Source organism: Roseateles sp. 22389 (genome assembly GCF_052044995.1).
Lineage (GTDB): Bacteria > Pseudomonadota > Gammaproteobacteria > Burkholderiales > Burkholderiaceae_C > Roseateles.
In genome coordinates, this window is the sequence record NZ_JBQEOF010000003.1 from 120,503 (window position 1) to 140,480 (window position 19,978).

The following is a 19,978-nucleotide window of genomic DNA, read 5'->3' on the forward strand; positions in this document are numbered from 1 at the left end:
AAGACTTCATGGAAACCTCCTGGACGTTGGGGGACGGTGGTGGGTCGCCGCCGGTCAACGCGCGTTGCGGATGGGGATGGCCATCTCCTCCGGCTTGATCTCGCGCACCAGCTCGGGCACGCCCCAGGCGAAGGCGGGGTCGACCTTGATCTTGAAGTGGTACATCGACTGCATCGCCTGGTGGTCTTCCGCGCGGAAGGTCATGCGGCCCTTGGGCGTCTCGAAGCTCATGCCCTCCATCGCCTTGATGAGCTTCTGCGTCGTCGTGTCGCCGCCGGTCTTCTTGAGCGCCTCCACCACCGCGATCGCGGCGCTCATGCCGCCGGCGGTGAAGAAGTCGGGCGGCGACTGGAAGCGCTTGTAGTGGTTGGCCACCAGCCACTCGTTGACCGGGTTCTTCGGGATGCCGAAGTAGTAGTAGGTCGCGCCCTCCATGCCGGGCAGCGCCTTGTAGGCGGCCATCGCCGGCAGGATGTTGCCGCCGGTGGCGATCTCGATGCCGTAGCGCTTGAGGTCGAGGTCGGCGATCTTGAACGGGTTCCCGGCGCCGGCCCAGATGATGAAGATCACCTTGCGGCCGGGCTGGTCCTTGAGCTTGTCGATCAGGCGCTGCGCGCCGGCGGTGAAGTCGGTGGTCGTCGGGGGGAGGTACTCCTCATGGACGACCCTGGCCTTCTTGATCGCATCCTTGAAGGCCTTCACGCCGTCGCGGCCGAAGGCGTAGTCCTGGGCCAGCGTCGCGATGACGGTGCCCGGCCGGTCCAGCGCCACCGCATTGGAGATCGCGTCCTGCGAGCTGTTGCGACCGGTCCGGAAGATGTACTTGTTCCACTTGTCGCCGGTGATCGAATCGGCGACGGCCGGCTCGACCAGCAGGATCTTCTTGTATTCCTCGGCCACCGGCAGCAGCGCGAGCGCCACGCCCGACGAGGACGGGCCCACGGCCAGGTCGGCCTTATCGTCGCCGTAGGCCGCCGCCAGCTGGCTTTTGCCGACGTCCGGTTTGCCCTGGTCGTCCTTCTCCAGGACGACCAGCTTGCGGCCGGCGACCGTCATCGTGCCGCCGGTCGCGTAGTCCAGGCCCATCAGGAAGCCGGTCTGCGTCTGCTTGCCGTAGGCCTCGAGCGGGCCGGTGCGGCTGTAGACGTGGACGATACGGATCTCCTTGCCTTGCGCGAACGCGGGAAGGCTCGCGCCGAAGGCGGCGCTCAGCGCCAGGGCCGCGCCAGCGGTGGCGCGGATGAAGCCAGGGGTCATGGGCCGGGTCTCCTGTGGGGCGGACCGGTCGTGCGCCGGTCTCGTGCCCCTCCTTCGCAAGGCCCGTGCCGTGCGGGAGAACCCTCGGATTCACCGCACCCATGGCCACGCCACCGTCCGGACTCCAGACAGTGGCGTGCGGTGGCGAACACAAGCCTGTCCGGACTCCAGACGCTGTGTCCGGAGTCCAGGCGGTGCGCGCGGCCCGGCCGCGCGGGCTCAGGTGCGGAAGGTCGCGACCTGCGCGTTGAGCAGGCGGGCCTGCTGCTGCAGCGATTCGGCCGCGGCGGCGGTCTGCTCGACCAGCGCCGCGTTCTGCTGCGTCATGTCGTCCAGGTGGGCGACGGCCTGGTTGATCTGCGCGAGGCCGTCGGACTGGCCGGCGCTGGACTGGCTGATCTCGGCGACGGTGCCGCTGACCTGCTGCACCGACTGCAGGATCTGGCCCATCGCCTCGCCGGCGCGGCCGACCTGGGCGCTGCCGGCGTCGACGCGCGAGACCGAGTCGTTGATCAGCGCCTTGATCTCCTTGGCGGCGTTGGCGCTGCGCTGCGCGAGCGCCCGCACCTCGCTGGCGACGACCGCGAAGCCGCGGCCCTGCTCGCCGGCACGCGCGGCCTCGACCGCGGCGTTCAGCGCCAGGATGTTGGTCTGGAAGGCCACGCCGTCGATGACCGAGATGATGTCGGAGATCTTGCGGCTGGCGCCGGCGATGCCGTCCATGGTCTGCACCACCTCGCCCATCACGTCGGCGCCGAGCTTGGCCCGGTCCGCCGCGCCGATGGCGAGCTGGTTGGTCTGGTGCGCCGCCTGCGCGGAGTTCGTCACCTGCTGGGTCAGCTCCTGCATCGAGGCCGCCGTCTGCTGCAGGCTGGAGGCCGCCTGCTCGCTGCGCTGCGACAGGTCCTGGCTGCCCATGGCCACTTCCTGCGAGGCATGCTGGATCGAGTCGGTGGCGTCGCGGATCGCGCGCACCAGGTCGCTGAGCCGGACCTGCATCGCCGCCACCTGCGTGAGCACCACGCCGATCTCGTCGCTGCCGGCCGCCTGGTTGCCGAGCACCTGGGCGCGCAGGTCGCCGTTGGCCACGGCCTCGACGACTTCACGCATCTGGTCGAGCCGGCGCTTGAGGCCGCGCGCGAACCACTCGACCGCCACCATCGCGGCGATGCCCACCGCAATCACCAGCGTCAGCGCGATCGTCGCGTCGCGTCGCGCGATCGCGGAGACATCGTCGATGTAGACGCCCGAGCCGATGACCCAGCCCCAGGGCTTGAAGCCGGCGACGTAGGAGCGCTTGGGCTCGGGATCCTTGGCGCCGGGCTTGGGCCAGAGGTAGTCGACGAAGCCGCTGCCCTGGCTCTTGACCGTGTCGACGAAGGCGACGAACAGCTTCAGGCCGTTCGGGTCCTTGTTGCCGGACAGGTCCTTGTCGTTGAGCTCCGGCTTGATCGGGTGCATGACCATCTTGGGGCTCATGTCGTTGATCCAGAGGTACTCGTTGCCGGAGTAGCGGATCTTGCCGATCTCGGCCGCCGCCTGCTTGCGGGCCTCGGCCTCGGTCAGGCCGCCGGCGCCGACGCGGTCGAAGTAGCGCTTGGCGATCTGCTCGGCGTTCTTGACCTGCTCCACCGTCGTGATCATCTTCACGTCCAGCAGGCTCATCGCCGATCGGTGGCTGAGCCACATCACCAGCACCACGAAGCCGACCACGGCCGCGAGCACCGCGACGCGCAGCTTGGTCGCCAGCGTCCAGGCCCGGCGCGATGCCGGTCTCGCCGTTCCCGTGGCGCCTGCGGTGGAAGCAGTGGGCGCGGTCGCATGGAAACCGGTCGCGGGCGTGGTCAGCGTGTTCATGGGGTCTCCTGGGCGAGCCGGTGGGTCCGGCCCTTGTCGTGTTCCTTGCCCTGCAATATGCGCATGCCGCCCCGCGCGCGGCAAGCCCTCGAACCCTCGATGAAGCCCATGAACACGGCGCAAACGTGACGATGTGGCGCCGGGCTCACGCCGGGGTGCTGGCGTACGCGTCAGCCTGAAGCCAGTTCCGGGTACTTGGCGAGCTTCTCGTAGAGCGTGGCGCGGGAGATCGCCAGCAGGCGCGCCGCGGCCATGCGGTTGCCGTTGGTGCGGCGCAGCGCCTGCGCGATGGCGGCACGCTCCAGCTCGGCCTTGCGGGCCGGCAGCGTCGCGGCGGGACCGGACGCCGCCATCGAGGCCGGCATGGACGCGCCGTCCTCGATCCGGTCCTGCGCCCAGGGCGCTTGCGGCTCGCCACCCGGCGTCCGTTGGAAGGCCGTCGCCCCCGGGGCGCCCGCCGGTGGCTCGGGCATCGCGGCGATCGCGCGCGCAAGGCCCGCGCCCAGCGCGCATGGCGTCGGCACGCCGGGATCCCTCAGGCCGAAGTGGCGCGGCTCCAGCTGCGCCTCGTCGCTCATCAGGAAGGCCTGCTCCAGTGCGTTGCGCAGTTCGCGGACATTGCCCGGCCACGGCCGCGCCGTCAGCGCGCGCAGCGCCGCGGCGCTCAGCGTCTTCGGCGCCAGTCCGCCGCGGCGGGCGATGTCCTCGAGCAGCACCTCGACCAGCGATTCGATGTCCTCGGCCCGCTCGCGCAGCGACGGCAGCCGGATCGGCAGCACATGGAGCCGGTAGAACAGGTCGGCACGGAATTCCCCGCGCCGCACCATGGCCTCGAGGTCGCGGCTGGTGGCGGCGATGACGCGCACGTCGACCTTGACCACCTCGTTGCTGCCCAGCGGCTCGAGCTCCTGCTCCTGCAGCACGCGCAGCAGCTTGGCCTGCAAGGCGGGCGGCATGTCGCCGATCTCGTCGAGGAACAGCGTGCCGCCATCGGCCAGCCGGAACTTGCCGTCGCGTCCCTTGCGCTCGGCGCCGGTGTACGCGCCGGGCGCGACGCCGAAGAACTCGGCCTCCAGCAGCGTCTCCGGCACCGCGGCGATGTTGACCGACACCAGCGGCTTGCCCGCCCGCCGCGAGGCCGCGTGGATCGCATGCGCCAGCAGCTCCTTGCCGGTGCCGGTCTCGCCCAGCAGCAGCACCGTCGCATCGGCCTGCGCGACACGGCGCGCCTGCCGCTTGACCTCGACCGCCGCGGGGCTCGCGCCGACGAAGTCGATGATGCGGTGCTTGGGCCGGCGGTTGCGCGACTGCTCGGCGGCCAGCTGGCGGCGGGTCTCGTCGAGCTCCGCCTGGAGGCAGGCGAACTTGTTCATCAGCGGCTGCATCGTCGTCTCGGGATGGTCGAGCAGCACCATGCCCATCGCGCCGATCACCTCGCCGCCCGGGCCGCGCAGCGGCAGCCGGCTGACGAGGAAGGTGCCCGCCTTGTTGGTCAGCAGGTCCACCAGGATGGGCTGGCCGGTGTCGATGACCTGCGCCATCAGCGTGTTGGGCACGACCTCCTCGACGCGGCGGCCGACGAACTCGGACTCGTCGCGGAAACCCAGCGCCGGCAGGAAGCGCTTGTAGCCCTCGCTGATCCAGACGACGCGGTGCGCGCGGTTCACCACCATCGCGCCCTGGGCCGTGCTGGCCAGCACGTCGAACATCGACTGCGCCGCCAGCCGCAGCACCGCGTCGGCATCCTGCGGAATGTCGTTCATGGCTTGTCTCCTTGGCTGCACCCAGGCCGCTCCTGGGCGAAGCGTCCGGGCCCTGTCCGGGGCCGTGTCCGGGTCGAGCCGCCACTGCGTGAGGCCGCCTCGGATCTGATGCGAGGCAATGTAGCAGCCGGCCCGGCGGTGCGAGGGCCATCCCGCCCGCACGCCCGCCCTGGGGATTCCCTGAGGCGGCGGCCTGCCCGCGTCGCGGCCGATCCAGCTATAAACCGCCCTCATGGCCATCGTGGACTCCTGGACTTCGGCGCGCGCGGCAAGGCAGGTGCTGGCCTTGGCGCGCAAGCTCCTGTCCGAGCGCGGCCAGGCCAACAGCCTGGGCCTGGCGCAGGACCTGATCGGCCGCATGGGCGCGCTGCCTGCGCCCGCCTGGCCGGCTGTCTTCGACAAGCTGGCCGCCGATTTCAATCCCGAGCCGGCCGCCGTGCTCCGCGCCGCGCAGGCCTACGCCGACGCGCCCGGCACCGAGACGCTGCGCGCGCTCACCGAGCTCAGCGAGCCGCCCCGGCAGGAGCTCTTCCGGCGCCTGAACCGGGCACCGGGCGGCACCGGCACCCTGGTGCGGATGCGGCGCCGGCTGCTGGAAGGCCTCAAGGCCCATCCCGACTGGCGCATGGTCGACGCCGACCTGCTGCACCTGCTGTCCTCCTGGTTCAACCCAGGCTTCCTGGAGATGCGGCAGGTGGACTGGAACTCCCCCGCGCGGCTGCTGGAGCAGGTCATCCACCACGAGGCGGTGCATGCGATCGATGGCTGGGACGACCTGCGCCGGCGCCTGCTGCCGGACCGGCGGTTGTTCGCCTTCTTCCATCCGCAGCTGCCCAGCGAGCCGCTGATCTTCGTCGAGGTCGCGCTGCTGGCGGACATGCCGGACGCGATCGCGCCGCTGATCGCCAAGCGCGCCGAGCCGCTGCCGGCCAGCAGCTACAAGACCGCCGTCTTCTACTCGATCAGCAACTGCGAGCCGGGCCTGCGCGGCGTGTCGCTGGGCAACTTCCTGATCAAGCGCGTCGCCGAGCACCTCAAGCGCGAGCTGCCGCGGATCAAGCAGTTCTGCACGCTGTCGCCGCTGCCCGGCTTCGCCGCCTGGCTGCAGGGCCTGTCGTCGCTGGAGGAGCTGGCGGGCCTCAAGCCGGCGCAGCGCGAGCGCGCCGCGCAGGCGCTGGAGCGCGTGCGGCACCACACGGCCGCGGCGCTCGCGGGGCCGGCCGCGCTCGAGGACGAGGCGCTGCAGGCCGACCTGCGCCAGCTCGCCGCCGTCTACCTGATCGGCCAGACGCCGCTGCCCGGCGGCGATCCGGTCGCGCGCTTCCACCTGGACAACGGCGCGCGGCTCGAGCGCCTGAACCCCGGGGGCGACCGCTCCGCCAAGGGGCTGAAACAGTCGCACGGGATGATGGTCAATTACCTGTACGACCTCGACCGGATCGAGGAACACCACGAAGCCTTCACCCAAGGGGAGATCGCCACCGCGCGCGCCGTCAGCGGACTGCTGTGAGCCGGCGCCGCGCCGTCCCCCACCGATGCCACGCCCCGATTTCCCACCCCGATCGCCTGCCCTTCATCACGACACCACCGCCCGCAGAGGCCCAGAGGAGACCGCCATGACTTCGACTTCCCCGTCCCGCCGCCGCGTGCTCGGCGCCGCCACCCTGGCCGCCGTCGGCGCGGGCGCCTTCGGTGCCGCATTCGCGCCCTCGGCCTTCGCGCAGGGCGCCTGGCCGAGCCGGCCGGTCACCATCGTCGTGCCCTTCCCGGCCGGCGGCGGCACCGACGCCTTCGCGCGGCCGCTGACCGCGGTGCTGACCAAGCAGACCGGCAAGCAGTTCATCATCGACAACAAGGGCGGCGCCGGCGGCACCGTCGGCGCGACGCTCGCCTCCAAGGCCGCGCCCGACGGCTACACCTTCTTCATGGGCGCGGTCCACCATGCGATCGCGCCGGCCATGTATCCGAAGCTCGAGTACAAGCTGGAGGAGGACTTCGTCCCCGTCGGCCTGATCTCCAGCGTGCCGCAGGTGATCGTGATCAACCCGGGCAAGGTCCAGGCGACCGACGTGAAGGGCCTGCTGGACCTGCTGAAGAAGAACCCCGGCAAGCTGAACTACGGCTCGGCCGGCAACGGCACCTCCCACCACCTGGCGGGCGAGCTCTTCAAGCTGCAGACGCAGACCTTCATCACGCACATTCCCTACCGCGGCGCCGGTCCGGCGCTGCAGGACCTGATGGCGGGCCAGGTGGACCTGATGTTCGACGGCCTGGGCTCGTCGGCGGCCCACATCCGCGGCGGCCGCATCAAGGCGCTGGCGGTGGCCTCGGCCAAGCGCGCGCCCGGTTTCCCCGACATCCCCAGCGCCGTCGAGGCCGGCATCCCGCAATACCAGGTCTCGACCTGGTACGGCCTGTGGGCGCCCAAGGGCACGCCCAAGGAAGCGGTCGCCGCGATGCAGGCCGAGCTGCGCAAGGCCTTCGCCACCGAGGAACTCAAGACGATCTGGACCGGCCTGGGCACCGAGATGCCCAACCTCTACGGCGACGCCTTCGGCAAGTACGTGCATGGCGAGGTGGTGCGCTGGGCCGACGTGGTCAAGCGCTCCGGTGCGAAACTGGATTGATGCTCCCTGCCTGACTCCCGCCGACGGACATGACACCCAACGCCAATCTCTTCGCGGCACTGCGCGCGAATTTCTCCGACGACCTGGACGCCTGCGCGATCGAGCTGGCCGACGGCCCCGATGCCGGCCAGCGCTACAGCTGGCGCGACATCGACCGCGCCACGGCGATGATCGCCAACCTGCTGGACTCGCTGGACCTGCCCGCCGGCAGCCGCGTCGCGGTGCAGACCGAGAAGAGCGTCGAGGCGCTGTTGCTCTACCTCGCGGTGCTGCGCGCCGGTTATGTCTACCTGCCGCTGAACACCGGCTACCAGGCGGCAGAGCTCGAGTACTTCATCGGCAACGCGGAACCGGCCGTGGTGGTCTGCGCGGGCAAGCACTTCGGCTGGATCAGCAAGCTGGCCTTCCAGGCCAAGGTGCCCTGGGTGTTCACCCTCAACGAGGACCGCAGCGGCACGCTGCTGGACCGCGCGGTGCAGATGCCCGACACCCACCAGGTGGCGGCGAAGCAGCCGGACGACCTGGCCGCCATCCTCTACACCAGCGGCACGACCGGGCGCAGCAAGGGCGCGATGCTCAGCCACGGCAACCTGCTGTCCAACGCCGAGGTGCTGCGCCATGCCTGGGGCTGGCAGACGGACGACGTGCTGATCCATGCGCTGCCGATCTTCCATGTGCACGGCCTGTTCGTCGCGTCGCACGGCGCGCTGCTGGCCGGCGCGCGCATGCTCTGGTTCAACCGCTTCGAGCCGCGCGCCGTCATCGCGCGCCTGTCCGACGCGACGCTGTTCATGGGCGTGCCGACGCTGTACGTGCGCCTGCTCGAGCAGGCCACGCTGACCGCGGACGCCTGCGCGCGGATGCGGCTCTTCATCAGCGGCTCGGCGCCGCTGCTGATCGAGACTTTCCAGGAATGGCAGCGCCGCACCGGCCACACCATCCTGGAGCGCTACGGCATGAGCGAGACCGTCATGCTGACCTCCAACCCCTACCGGGCCGAGGACGGCCCGCGCCGCGGCGGCACGGTGGGCTTCCCCTTGCCGGGCGTCGGCCTGCGCGTCGTCGATGACGCCGGCGCGCCCTGCCCCAGCACCGGCGAGGGCGAGATCGGCCACATCCAGGTCCGCGGGCCGAATGTCTTCGCCGGCTACTGGCGCATGCCGGAGAAGACGAAGGAGGAGTTCACCGCCGACGGCTGGTTCAAGACCGGCGACGTCGGCCGCCGCGACGAGCAGGGCTACGTGACGATCGTCGGCCGCAGCAAGGACCTGATCATCAGCGGCGGCTACAACGTCTACCCGGCCGAGATCGAGGGCTGGCTCAACGAATTGCCGGGCGTGGCCGAGTCCGCGGTGGTGGGCGTGCCGCACCCGGACTTCGGCGAGGGCGTGATCGCGGTGGTCGTGCCGCGCGCCGGCGCCGCGCTGGACGGCGCGACCCTGATCGCGTCGCTGAAGGACCGCATCGCCGGGTTCAAGGTCCCCAAGCGGGTGTTCGTCGAGACCGAGCTGCCGCGCAACGCGATGGGCAAGGTGCAGAAGAACCTGCTGCGGGACCGGCATCGGGGCTTGTTCGCCTGAGCCCGGCTGACAATCCCGCCCCATGAGCCTCCCCACGCCGCTCCCCGACAACACCGCCTGCCCGCGCTGCGGCGGCGGTTTTCATTGCGGCGTCGAGGACGGCTGGTGCGCGTGCTTCGGCACGCGCCTGGGGGAGGACCTCAAGCGGGACCTGGCGGCGCGCTGGCCCGAGCAATGCCTGTGCCTGAAATGCCTCGCGGAACTGGCTCGCGACGACCCCGGCAGCCATGTGCCGGATGGGTCCCGAACAGGGCCGCCGGTGCCCCCTTTCTGAGCGTTTGAACCCCGGCGCCGCGCGTCCAAAATGCCGCGGATGGCTCCCTCCCTGTTCAGCCAGTCGGTCGCCGAGCGCCTGCGGATGCGGCGCCTGCTGGTCTACGGCCCCTTCCTCGCGCTGGGCCTGGTGCTGGTGGTGCTGTGGGCGCTGGTGCTGTGGTTCGCGCTGCTGTATCCGCGCTCGCTGGTCGAGGACCTCCAGCAGGACCTGCATGCGATCGCCCTCAACGCGGCGCAGGACACCGAGCAGCTGCTGCGCGAGACCGAGGGCAGCCTGCGCACGCTGGACCTGCTGCTGATGACGCGCCGCAACGAGCGGCAGGACCTGGACGCGACGGTGTCGCTGCTGGCCGACTCGCTGCGCGACAACTCGCGCGGCCTGACCGACGTGATGCTGGCCAGCCCCGAGGGCCGCCTGTGGCGCATCCCCTCGGTGACCGGCGAGCCTTACGTGGACCTCGGCCCGAAGAGTTTCCTGTCGGAACTGGGCCGGCCCGGCGGGCCCAGCGTCATCGTCGGCGCGCCACTGCGGCTGCGGCCGGGCGCCCATGTCGTGATGCCGATGGCCACCCGGCTGAGCGCGCCCACCGGCCCCTTCACTGCCACCGTCGGCTTCATCGACCTGGAGACGCTGCTGCGCAGCTACCGCGCGCGCTCGATGCGCTCGGGCATGGCCGTGCTGCTGGAACGCGACGACGGCATCGCGATGGCGCGCTGGCCGGAGGTGCCGGGACTGATCGGCAGCAACCTGCGCGAGGTGCCCGGCGACGAGGTGGTGCCGCCCAACCCGCCGGCCAGCGGCCAGTTCATCGTGACCCGCAGCCCCGCCGACGGCCGCGAGCGCATCGTTTCCTACCGCGTGCTGCAGGACTATCCGCTGCGCCTGTTCGTCTCCTTCGAGCGCGACCGCATCCTCGCCGGCTACCTGCAGCAGCGCCGCGCGGTGCTGGTCTTCTCGGTCGTCATCAGCGCGATCGCGGTCGGGCTGATGGCCTGGTTCACCCGGCTGCAGCAGCGCGCGCGGCTGCGCGAGGCGGAGAGCGAGGCCACCGCCGACGCCTCGCCGATGGGGCTGTTCCGCTGCGACCTCGGCGGCCGCACCGTCTACGCCAACGAGACCTACCTGCGCCTGCTGGAGGTCGACCGCGACGCGCTGGCCTGGGGCTGGCTGGAGCGGCTGCCGGCGGCCGAGCGCGAGCCCACGCGCGCGCAATGGGTGGCGCTGGTCGCGCGCGGCGAGCCGGTGGACCGCGTGCATCAGCTCATCCGCCGCGATGGCAGCGCGCTGCTAGTGCGGCTGCGCATGCGACCGATGCGGCTGGGCGACCGCATCGTCGCCCATGCCGGCACCCTCGCCGACATCAGCGCCGAGCTGGCCGCGCGCCGCGAGCGCGAACGCAGCCAGGCCGTCATGGGCGCGATGGCGCAGAGCGTCAACGTCATGATGCTGGCCGTCGACACCGACGAACGGGTGCTGTTCTGCAACAAGGCCTTCGAGCGCCGCTTCGACATCCCGGAGCGGTCCTGGCTGGGCCGGCATGCGTCCGAGGTTTTCGACGAGCTCTACCCGGCGGTGCAGCCGCTGATCCAGCGCGCCTTCGCGGGCGAGACCAGCCTGGTCGAGATGCGCGACGACGACGGCGTCAGCCGGCCCATGCCGCTGGACGGCGACGATCGCGGCGAGACCCGCTACGTCGAGCTCACCTATGCGCCGCTGCTCAACGACGACGGCACCATCCTCGGCGCCTACGGCGTGGCGCGCGACGTGACCGACGTGAAGCAGGAACAGCTGCGACTGCTGCGCGCCTCCAACACCGACCCGCTGACCGAGCTGCTCAACCGGGCCGGCTTCGCGTCGCAGGTCCACGCGGCGCTGGGCCGGGCGGTCGACCGCGACGAGCTGGTGGCGCTGCTCTACCTGGACCTGGACCGCTTCAAGCCGGTCAACGACGAGTACGGCCATCCGGTCGGCGACGCGCTGCTCAAGGCTGTCGCCGGGCGGTTGCGGCATGCGCTGCGGCCGCAGGACCTGGTCGCCCGCCTCGGCGGCGACGAATTCGCGGTGTTCCTGACCCACGTCGCCCGGCCCGTCGACGCACAGGTGGTCGCCGACAAGCTGGTGCATGCGCTGACGATGCCCTTCCGCATCGGGGCGCTGGAGCTGCACATCGGCACGAGCGTCGGTTTCTGCGTCGAATGGGCCCGGCAGGCCGACATCGACGACCTCGTCACCCGCGCCGACGAGGCGCTCTACCGCGCCAAGCGCGCGGGCCGTGGACGGTCCAACGGCAGCCTCTGCGCCGACCGGCTCGGGCCGTCCGGCGAGACGCCGCCCGCAAGCCGGGGCTGACCGCCGCGGAGCGGGCTCAGCCGCACTGGCCGAAGTCGGCCGGGTCGCGGCCGTTCAGGCCCGCCGTCGGCGTCGCGGCGCCGTGTTTCAGGCGCATCAGCGTCATCTGCAGCACCTTGGCGTCGGCGCTGGCGCGGTGCCGGCGCAATTGCGCCTCGGCGCGTACTTCCTGCTGCACCGCGTTCCAGCGGCCGGCCTCGTCCTCGGACAGCAGCCGGCGCAGGTCCTCGAGGCGGAAGCGCGGCAGCCGGTCGGCGCTGTCGAAGAGCTTGGACAGCCAGCTGTAGTCGTGGCCCCAGCTGTCCGAATAGACCGTCTGCCCGGCCAGGCGCCGGTTGAGTTCGTCCGCGACCCACTCGCGCGGCCGGCCATGGCGCAGCAGCAGCTCGCGGGAGATGCCGTGCAGCGCCTCGGCCTGCTCGTCCCAGTGCGACCACTCGGGCGCCGGCTGGATCAGCGAGCAGAACGGCAGCCCGCCCGGCTCGACGAAGCCGATCTCGATCGGATAACTGCCGCGACCGAAGCCCGAGGCTTCCAGGTCGAGGATGGTCGGCGCGAGCACCGGGACGGCGGCAGGCAGGGCAGCGACGGTCATGGGAGCGAGTATGCAAGCGGCGCGCCAGCCCCGGCCGTCGCCCCTCCTCAGATCAGGGGACGGCCGGCGCGGCGGTCGGCGCGGGCGAGGACGGCGGATCGACCGCATCGCCGTCGCCGCTGTCGCCGCGATCCCGGCCGCGGCGGCGCTGCAGCGCATGCCAGCCGTCCAGGCCGCCGTCCAGCGCCAGCACCCGCGCATGGCCGCGCTGGAGCAGCTCGTGGGCGCCCTGCACCGCGGAGATCTCGTTCGGGCAGTTGCAATAAAGGACCAGCAGGCGGTCGCGGGGCAGCTGGTCGGCGTAGTCGGGCAGGCGCGTCAGCGGGATGTTGAGCGCGCCGGGCAGCGTGCGCGGATCGGCGGCGCGACCGGGGTCGCTGCGCACGTCGATGAACAGCGGCGCCATGTCCTGGTCGACCAGCGCGGCGGCGTCCTCGACGCTGATGCGTTCGACCTCGCCCTGCAGCCGCGCCATCTGGCGGCGACGGCGCCAGCGGTTGCCCACCAGCAGCAACAGCACCGCGCCGAGCGCCGCCAGCGCCAGCAGGCCGGCGTTGGACAGCGCGTCCAGCACGTCCTGGATCTGGTCGCTGAAGACCAGGCCCAGGCCGAGGAAACACAGCGTCCACACCAGGCCGGCGACGGCGTCGTAGGCGACGAAGCGCCGCCAGCCCATGCCCAGCGCGCCGGCCATCGGCGCGGCGACCACCGAGATGCCGGGCAGGAACTTGGCCGCCAGCAGCGAGCTGCCGCCCCAGCGCGCGATCAGGCTCTCGCTCTGGCGCACGCAGACGTCCGGCGACAGCGAGACGCGGCACAGCAGCCGCAGCACGCGGTGGCCATGGGTGCGCCCGGCGATGAACCAGATCGCGTCGCCCAGCACGTTGGCCAGCACCGCGGCCACGACCAGCGATAGCGCCGACAGCCGCCCCGCCGCCGCCAGCCCCCCGGCCACCACCAGCAGCGGCGCCGCCGGCAACGGCGCGCCGATGCGCGCGGCCAGCGTCACGAGGAAGACGAGCAGGAAGTCGTGCTGGATCAGCAGGTCGATCAGGGCGCGCATGCGGCGCATTGTCGCGGCTGGCGAGGACTCCGGTCGGCGGTGGGGCGATTGGGCGATGGCGCGAACGCCGCGCGCCCCGCCGGCTCAGGACGCCAGCCGCTGCGGCGCCGGCCGGGCGACGAAGGCGAACTGCACGTACTTCGTCTCCTCCAGCTGCCGCCCGAACAGCCGGAAGGCGAGCCGCCGCTTGATCGACGGCGTGTACCACTGCTCGTTGATGCCCTGCACGCTGAGCACCTCGTAGCCGCACTCGTCGAACATCCTCATCGCGCTGGTGCGAGTGAAGAAGCGCAGGTGGGTGCGGTCGCGGACGCCGCAGCGCTCGTAGCGGAAGTCGCGGTCGTGCAGCAGCGGCCAGATCGTGTCCAGGTGCAGCAGGTTGGGCAGCGAGGCCAGGACCACGCCGCCGGGCGCCAGCAGCGGCGCGGCGTGGTTCAGCGCGGCCCAGGGATCGGGCATGTGCTCGAGCACGTCGTTGAAGACGATGGCGTGGAAATGCGCCTCGGGCAGCGGCAGCGTCGGGTCGAAATAACCTTGCAGCACGCGGTCCAGGTGCTGGCCGGCGCGCTCGGCGGCGCCGGCGTCCGGCTCCACGCCCCAGACCTCGGTGCCGGGGCGCGCCGTCTTGACCGCCTCCCCGAACGCGCCGGTGTTGCAGCCGACGTCCAGCACCCGCAGGCAGTCCGGCGGCAGGAAGGCCAGCATCTCGCGCCGGGCGATGTGGGGGTAATCGATGCGAACCAGCGGACTGGCGGAATGGGCGGCCGGCATGGGCGTCTCCTTGGCGGCAGGCACCGCGGCGGTGCGGGCAGCATAGTCACGCCCGGCCGCCGACAACATCCTTTGCTTTCGGGACAGGAAAGTCCCGAGGCGCTAACGGCTCGCGGGCCGGTGCCTGCGGGGCTGCAACTCGCGGGCTGCAGCTCGCGGGTTGCAGCTCGCGCCGAGCATGGTCGCGCTCGCCTGGGAGGTCGCGGAGACGGCCGGGGCCGCTCTGGCTCGCGCTGCCCGAGGGCCGGATCGCCGGTCAGAACGTCGTCCAGTCGTCGTCTCCGGCGAGGACCGGCTCGGCGGTCTTGCGAGAGGCCGGTTTCGTCGGCACCACCAGCAACTCGGGCGCCGGCGCGCCCCGTCTCGCCGGGGTCGCCGTGGCGGCCACGACACGGATGACCGCGTTCGCCGCCGCCACGGGTGCGGGTGCAGGTGCGGAGGCGGGCTTGCGTGGCACCCACGACGTCACCGGGGCTGCCCGTGCCGGCTCGGCGCGCGGGTTGTCGCGGCGCAACGCGGGCGCCGGCGACGTGATGGCCGCAGGACGGCTCGCCTCGAGCGCGCGCGGCAACTGCTTCGCCTGCGGGAACTGGTGACCAGGCCGCACTTGGCGGTCCTGCCAGGCCGGTTTCTCCTGCCCGTCCCGCTGCACTGCCTGCACGGGCTGCGCGGAGAGCGGCGACTGCCCATCGGTGCGGAACACCGCGACCGCGCCGACCATGTCGATCGCCTGGCGCTTCATGCTGTCCGCCGCGGCGGCGCTCTCCTCGACCATCGCGGCGTTCTGCTGCGTGGCGCGGTCCATCTGCGTGATGGCTTCGCCGACCTGCGCGACGCCGGCGCTCTGCTCGACGCTGGCGGCGCTGATCTCGCCGACGATGTCCGACACCTGCCGGATCGCGCCGACCACCTCGGTCATCGTGGCGCCGGCCTGGTCGACCAGCCCGCTGCCCAACTCGACGCGGGCGACGCTGTCGCCGATGAGCTGCTTGATCTCCTTGGCGGCTCCGGCCGAGCGGCTCGCCAGGCTGCGGACCTCGGCGGCGACGACGGCGAAGCCGCGGCCCTGCTCGCCGGCGCGGGCGGCCTCGACCGCGGCGTTGAGCGCCAGGATGTTGGTCTGGAACGCGATGCTGTCGATGACGCCGATGATGTCGGCGATGCGGCGGCTGCTCTCGTGGATGCCACGCATGGTGTCGACCACCTGGCCCACGACCTCGCCGCCGCGGGTCGCGACCTCGCTGGCCTCGCGCGCCCGCTGGTTGGCCTGCTGGGCGTTGTCGGCGTTCTGGCGCACCGTGGCGCTGAGCTGCTCCATCGAGGCGGCGGTCTCCTCGAGCGCCGCGGCCTGTTCCTCGGTCCGCGACGACAGGTCGTTGTTGCCCTGCGCGATGCGGGTGCTGGCGTCGGCGATCTGCTCCGCGGAACCGCGTACCTGGCCGATCAGCGCGAGCAGTTGACCCTGCATCGCCCCCATCGAGGCGAGCACGCTGGCCGCCGGCGCCTGCGCGGCGTTTTCGACCGGACGCAGGTCGCCGTCGGCGATGCGGCGGGCGGCGTCGGCCAGTTGCGCCGGCTCGGTGCCAAGCGCGCTCATCAGGCGGCGCGTGATCAGCCAGCCCAGGCCGCAGGCGGCCGCCACGGCGGCGAGGCTGAGCAGCGTCAGCCACCAGCGCTGCGCCTGGTACTGGGCGGAGGACGCGGCGATCTCCTCGTCGGCCGCACGGGCGGCGAAGTCGACGTACTCGCGTGTGGCGGCCAGCAGCGCCGCCAGCAGCGGGCGGCAGTCACGGGTCATGGCGGTCATCGCCTCATCGCGCCGGCCGGAGGACGCCAGCTCGACGATGCCTGCCGCGACCGGGCCGTAACGCCCCTCCACCTCCAGGAGACGCGCGACCAACTCGCGTTCGCGGGGACTGGCGTCAGGCGCGGCGGCCACCGCGTCCTTGAGCTTGCGCAGGTGCTCGCCGATCGCCGAGTGGGCGTCGAGGGCCATCTTTCGGGCGGACTCGACGTCCGCCGCCTCCTTGACGATCACCATGTCCCGCACGCCGATGGCGCGGCGGTTGGCGGCGATGCGCACGTCGACGGCCATCGATTCCCGTTCATCGATGCCGTGCACGAAACCGGCGAACCGCGCATCGGCGGCAGCGAGGCCGCGCAGCGCGACGACGCTGACCAGCATCACCGCCGCGACCAGCGCGGCGAAGGCGAACGACAGCTGCTTCTTGATGGAAAGACCATTCATGGATCTGCTCTTGAGACAAGCGGCGCCGGGAGGCGCGGGCGGTCGCGGTGGGCGGCCGATCAGTCTGGCGGCATGGGTTGATGAAATGATATTTTTGAAATCGTCGCTGCCGATATCACCACTTCGGACGAGCGTGACGCAGTACGGAAGGGGGGGCCCGGCCCCCGCGAACGAGGGGAGGAGCACCGTGATCGGTGTCACGGCCCGGGAGATCGGGGGCTCGCCTTCTCGTCTGAATGGTCGTCCACGGTGGCGTTCGGGAGCGCGGCCCGGGGGGCCTGACACGGGGATCGTGAGGGGGTTGGCGGGCGCGAAACGAGCGTCCGTGCCGCTGCGCTACGATCGCCCGATAGACCGTGAGCCTGTCATCCCGAAGTCTTCGCCTGGTTTTCCTCCGACGGACGCCGTGCAAGCCCTCGCCTTGATTGCTTGGCGACTCTGTTCGCGCCGCATGTCGCGGCGCGACACGCGCGGAGGTGTTCCATGCCTGTCCCCCAAACCCTCGACGAGCTCCGGGTGTCGTTGCGCCAAAGTGTCGATGCCCTGCAAAGACGCCAGGCCAGCGAGATCCCCGAACAGCTGATCGATCGGCTGGTGGATCTGGACTGGCTGGAGTGGCATGGTGGCAATTTGCGTCTCACGACCACCGGGGCCAACATCCACCGTCAGGAGATCGTCCGCGTTCGCGCCCTCGCCGAGTCGTCCTCAGGCTCCTCGATCACCCCCAACCTCACGGAGGCCACCATCGCTACCCCGAACTACCAGTACGAGAAACGTCAACGCGAACTCGCCAAGAAAAAGAAGAAGGAAGAGAAGGCCCAGCGCAAGGCTGCTGGCTCGCCGCCCGCGCCTGCGTCGGAGACCCCCGACGGCGAGAAGCCCGGCCCGGCCTGAGCGCCGCGGTCCTTTTGGTGAGCTAGTTCGCGTTGCCGACGGCATCGCGAGAGGCCGTTAGGAATTGGTGCTGACTCGCGGTGGGGGGTCTGGGATCCTCCGCCGCCTATGTCCACGTCCCGCCTGGCCTCCCTCAGAGGCGTCGCCTTGCTCGCGGCGCCCTTCCGCCGCATGGCCCGGCTCCTTTCGACCGACGTGCGCCTGGAGCGCAAGGGCCGGCGTATCGGCATCCGCGTGGCGGCCCCTCCGCCCGAACCCTCGCCGCCGGACAGCAGCGCCCTCGAGGCGCAGAAGTCCACCGGCATGGCGCTCAAGAAACTGCTCGACACGCATCGCCAGACACGGCGGGTGATGCGTCATCTCGGCTACGTCGAGCGCGCGCTGGCGGCCCGTGGCCAGGACGCGCTGAACGATCTGCCGGTGGAAGTGATCGCGAAGGCGCTGAAGCAGTTCGAAGCCCTCGTCAGCAACTGGTCCGATCCCGTGCTCGCGGGCCTGCGGTCGCAGATGGCGGTGGCGGTGCTGCGCCGGTCCGACGATCCCTTCGGTGGACCGGTGTCCGACCGACGCTCCGAGTTCTACACGGATTCGCGGCTGGAAGTCAGGGATGACTCGCCGTCGGCGTTCATGGAGTTCGAGCGCGCGTTCCACGGCAAGGACCTGCGCTCCTGAGAGCGCCGGCCGGCGCGACGCGACACCGGCCAGAGGCGCCTTCGTACCGCCCGCCCCCAGCGTCGGCCGGGAGCGGGCATTTGTGCCTCAAGGCTCCGAGATGCGGCCCAGCAGCGCCTGCGCCGGCGCGCCATCCGGCTGGGCCAGCCAGTTCAGGCGGTTGCCGCCCGTGCAGCCCGCGCCGTCCTGGAAGGAGGCGAGCACATTGGCCGCCGTCACCACGCTGCGCTGGTAGCAACTGCCCAGGCTGTCTTCGTAGGTGACGGTCTGGCTGCCCTCCTCGCCCCCACGCTGCGCGGGACCGCCGGTGCTGCTGAAGAGGAGCGCCGATTTGACGGCCAGCGTGTTCCTGAACGCGCTGTGGAAGGCATCGCCCCCGTTCACCGTGCGGGACACGTCGGTGCGGAAGTCCTGCGCGGCCGTGGCGTCCTGCCGGTTCTTGTCGCCGTCATAGGTGTAATCCATGTCCAGCGGGTAGCTCAACGCGATCCGGTCGACGGTCCGGCGGCCGCTGCCCTCCGTCGTGACGGTGGCCGTGCTGGTGGTCCTCTGCGTCAGTGTCTGGCGATAGATGGCGCCTGCGATATTGAATTTCTGCTGGTTGCTGAACGTGAGGTCGTGCTGCACGGTCGTGGTGACGCGGCCGTTGGAGGTGTTGACGTAGCCCGTGACCGCATAGCTGTGAGCCGCCGTGACCCCCAGCGTGCCGCCGACGCTGCTGTCGGCGGCCGTGGTGATGCCGTTGCTCGTGACGGGGGGCGTCAGCGCCGCGCTCGCCAGCGTGTTGCTGCTGAGGGCCCCGCCGGTCTGGCTCGCGGCGGCATCCTGGTAGACCAGCAGGCTGCCGACGACCGCGAAGTGATCCTGCGCGCCCTGCACGGAGATGGCCACGGTGTGCGGCGTGCCATCGCTCAGCGCACCGGCGAAGGGCGTGAGGTCCACGCGCGAGGGGACGAATGACAGCGTTTCCGCCCCTGGCGTCGGCCGCCACAGGCCGGGATCGACGCCGCCGGTATAGACCCGCGGCACCACCGGCGCCAGGCCGGCCGGCTGCCCGTCGATGCGGACCAGCACTTCGCGGAAGCTGCCGCCGCCGCAACTCTGCAGGACCTGCACCTGGTCGTCGGGCACGCAGGTGTACCAGAACTCGTCGCCCCCCTGGCTCTCCGCCTGAACGTCCAGGTAGAGGCGCACCATGTTCGTGGGCAGCGACATCGTGCGCTGCAGCGCATCCGCCGCGGACTTGAGATTGGCCGGGTCGCCCGTCTTCAGGTCGCCCGCCAGCGGGATCACGAGGTCCGCCGCCCGGGTGCTGGCCGCATCGGCCGAGCTGCCCGCCGGATAGAAGACCAGCCGCGCCGAGCCCGTCAGCAAGCCGGTGTAGGTCGTGTCGACAACGTTGTCCAGACGCACGAAACCATCGGCCGAGGCGGTCAGGGCTTTGGCGTAGTCGGTGACGTCGCGCTCGACATGCCAGCTCGGCGCCACGTTGGCCGAGGGCTCCTGCGTGGTGCCGGCGTACAGGTTGATGCCGCCGATGGAGATCAGGGCGGTACGGTCGAACTGGCGGCCGGCGTTGACGGCGAAGTCCGCTTCCAGCACCACCTTGGCCCAGGGACCGGGGCAGGCGCCCGCGCCGGCATAGGCGAACGAGTGGGCGTCGAAGCCCTGGAAGCTCATGCCGTCATACAGCTTGACCGTGCAGGCCGCGGTCGTCGGCCGCGGCAGCGGCGCATCGGCGACGACGACACCAGCAGCGCTCGCGGCCGGCGCGAACGCCGCCACGGCCACCAGATCGCCCGGGGGCGGGGCGGCGGCGTCGCGGCCACCGCCGCAGGCGCTGAGCAGACACAAGGGCGCGCACACGGCGAGTGCGTGCAGGAACCGGCGCTGCCGGGGCGCTCGAAGCGCTGAAGGGGACGGAAGGAAGAAGGACATCGGGAAGATCCAGGTCAATGACGAAGAAGGTCGCGCGTCAGGCGACCAGGGATCGGGCGCAAGACCTGTGCCACGCCGAAAGGCAGC

Annotated in this window: 15 protein-coding genes; 7 read left to right on the top strand and 8 right to left on the bottom strand. The window is 71.3% G+C overall.

What is annotated here, in order from left to right; translation table 11 throughout:
- Positions 1 to 54 precede the first annotated feature (54 nt).
- From ACTJKJ_RS05545 to ACTJKJ_RS05555, 3 genes are all read right to left on the bottom strand, one after another.
- Positions 55 to 1,257, bottom strand: a complete 1,203-nt coding sequence (locus tag ACTJKJ_RS05545) for a substrate-binding domain-containing protein (RefSeq protein ID WP_297387331.1) — start codon at positions 1,255 to 1,257, stop codon at positions 55 to 57.
- Between the two features lie 219 nt (positions 1,258 to 1,476).
- Positions 1,477 to 3,114: a methyl-accepting chemotaxis protein gene (locus tag ACTJKJ_RS05550; RefSeq protein WP_147242027.1), complete on the bottom strand. Its 1,638-nt coding sequence runs from the start codon at positions 3,112 to 3,114 to the stop codon at positions 1,477 to 1,479.
- A 170-nt stretch (positions 3,115 to 3,284) separates the two neighbouring features.
- Entirely contained in the window at positions 3,285 to 4,877 is a 1,593-nt protein-coding gene (locus ACTJKJ_RS05555; RefSeq protein WP_440819830.1) for a sigma-54 interaction domain-containing protein, read from the bottom strand.
- Between the two features lie 232 nt (positions 4,878 to 5,109).
- On the opposite strand from ACTJKJ_RS05555, the gene ACTJKJ_RS05560 reads away from it, so the two are divergent.
- From ACTJKJ_RS05560 to ACTJKJ_RS05580, 5 genes are all read left to right on the top strand, one after another.
- Entirely contained in the window at positions 5,110 to 6,387 is a 1,278-nt protein-coding gene (locus tag ACTJKJ_RS05560) for a malonyl-CoA decarboxylase domain-containing protein (protein ID WP_440819831.1), read from the top strand.
- Between the two features lie 106 nt (positions 6,388 to 6,493).
- Positions 6,494 to 7,504, top strand: a complete 1,011-nt coding sequence (locus tag ACTJKJ_RS05565; RefSeq protein ID WP_183489075.1) for a Bug family tripartite tricarboxylate transporter substrate binding protein — start codon at positions 6,494 to 6,496, stop codon at positions 7,502 to 7,504.
- Positions 7,505 to 7,533: 29 nt separating this feature from the next.
- Complete coding sequence (locus ACTJKJ_RS05570; RefSeq protein WP_440819832.1) at positions 7,534 to 9,084, top strand: malonate--CoA ligase; 1,551 nt, start codon at positions 7,534 to 7,536, stop codon at positions 9,082 to 9,084.
- A 22-nt stretch (positions 9,085 to 9,106) separates the two neighbouring features.
- Complete coding sequence (locus ACTJKJ_RS05575; RefSeq protein ID WP_440819833.1) at positions 9,107 to 9,358, top strand: cysteine-rich CWC family protein; 252 nt, start codon at positions 9,107 to 9,109, stop codon at positions 9,356 to 9,358.
- Positions 9,359 to 9,397: 39 nt separating this feature from the next.
- The gene (locus ACTJKJ_RS05580; RefSeq protein ID WP_440819834.1) at positions 9,398 to 11,710 is read left to right on the top strand and encodes a diguanylate cyclase domain-containing protein; all 2,313 of its coding nucleotides are present in this window, start codon (positions 9,398 to 9,400) and stop codon (positions 11,708 to 11,710) included.
- Between the two features lie 16 nt (positions 11,711 to 11,726).
- Here the strand turns inward: ACTJKJ_RS05580 and ACTJKJ_RS05585 are convergent, their stop codons facing one another.
- The 4 genes from ACTJKJ_RS05585 to ACTJKJ_RS05600 all read right to left on the bottom strand — a co-directional run bounded on the left by ACTJKJ_RS05585 (position 11,727) and on the right by ACTJKJ_RS05600 (position 16,387).
- Entirely contained in the window at positions 11,727 to 12,305 is a 579-nt protein-coding gene (locus ACTJKJ_RS05585; RefSeq protein WP_297387315.1) for a 3'-5' exonuclease, read from the bottom strand.
- Positions 12,306 to 12,357: 52 nt separating this feature from the next.
- A complete protein-coding gene (locus ACTJKJ_RS05590; protein ID WP_440819835.1) occupies positions 12,358 to 13,368 on the bottom strand; it encodes a VTT domain-containing protein in 1,011 nt (336 codons plus the stop codon).
- Between the two features lie 84 nt (positions 13,369 to 13,452).
- Entirely contained in the window at positions 13,453 to 14,139 is a 687-nt protein-coding gene (locus tag ACTJKJ_RS05595; RefSeq protein WP_221211196.1) for a class I SAM-dependent methyltransferase, read from the bottom strand.
- Positions 14,140 to 14,395: 256 nt separating this feature from the next.
- Positions 14,396 to 16,387 carry a methyl-accepting chemotaxis protein gene (locus ACTJKJ_RS05600; protein WP_440819836.1) on the bottom strand — a complete coding sequence of 664 codons (1,992 nt, stop codon included), beginning with the start codon at positions 16,385 to 16,387 and terminating at the stop codon, positions 14,396 to 14,398.
- 483 nt (positions 16,388 to 16,870) lie between these two features.
- Between ACTJKJ_RS05600 and ACTJKJ_RS05605 the strand changes: the two genes are divergently transcribed.
- Together ACTJKJ_RS05605 and ACTJKJ_RS05610 are read left to right on the top strand one after the other, a co-directional pair.
- Positions 16,871 to 17,281, top strand: coding sequence for a hypothetical protein (locus ACTJKJ_RS05605; protein ID WP_175538127.1), 411 nt, complete (start codon positions 16,871 to 16,873; stop codon positions 17,279 to 17,281).
- 147 nt (positions 17,282 to 17,428) lie between these two features.
- Positions 17,429 to 17,953, top strand: coding sequence for a hypothetical protein (locus ACTJKJ_RS05610; RefSeq protein WP_440819837.1), 525 nt, complete (start codon positions 17,429 to 17,431; stop codon positions 17,951 to 17,953).
- 87 nt (positions 17,954 to 18,040) lie between these two features.
- Here the strand turns inward: ACTJKJ_RS05610 and ACTJKJ_RS05615 are convergent, their stop codons facing one another.
- Complete coding sequence (locus ACTJKJ_RS05615; protein WP_440819838.1) at positions 18,041 to 19,891, bottom strand: peptide-N4-asparagine amidase; 1,851 nt, start codon at positions 19,889 to 19,891, stop codon at positions 18,041 to 18,043.
- Positions 19,892 to 19,978 lie beyond the last annotated feature (87 nt).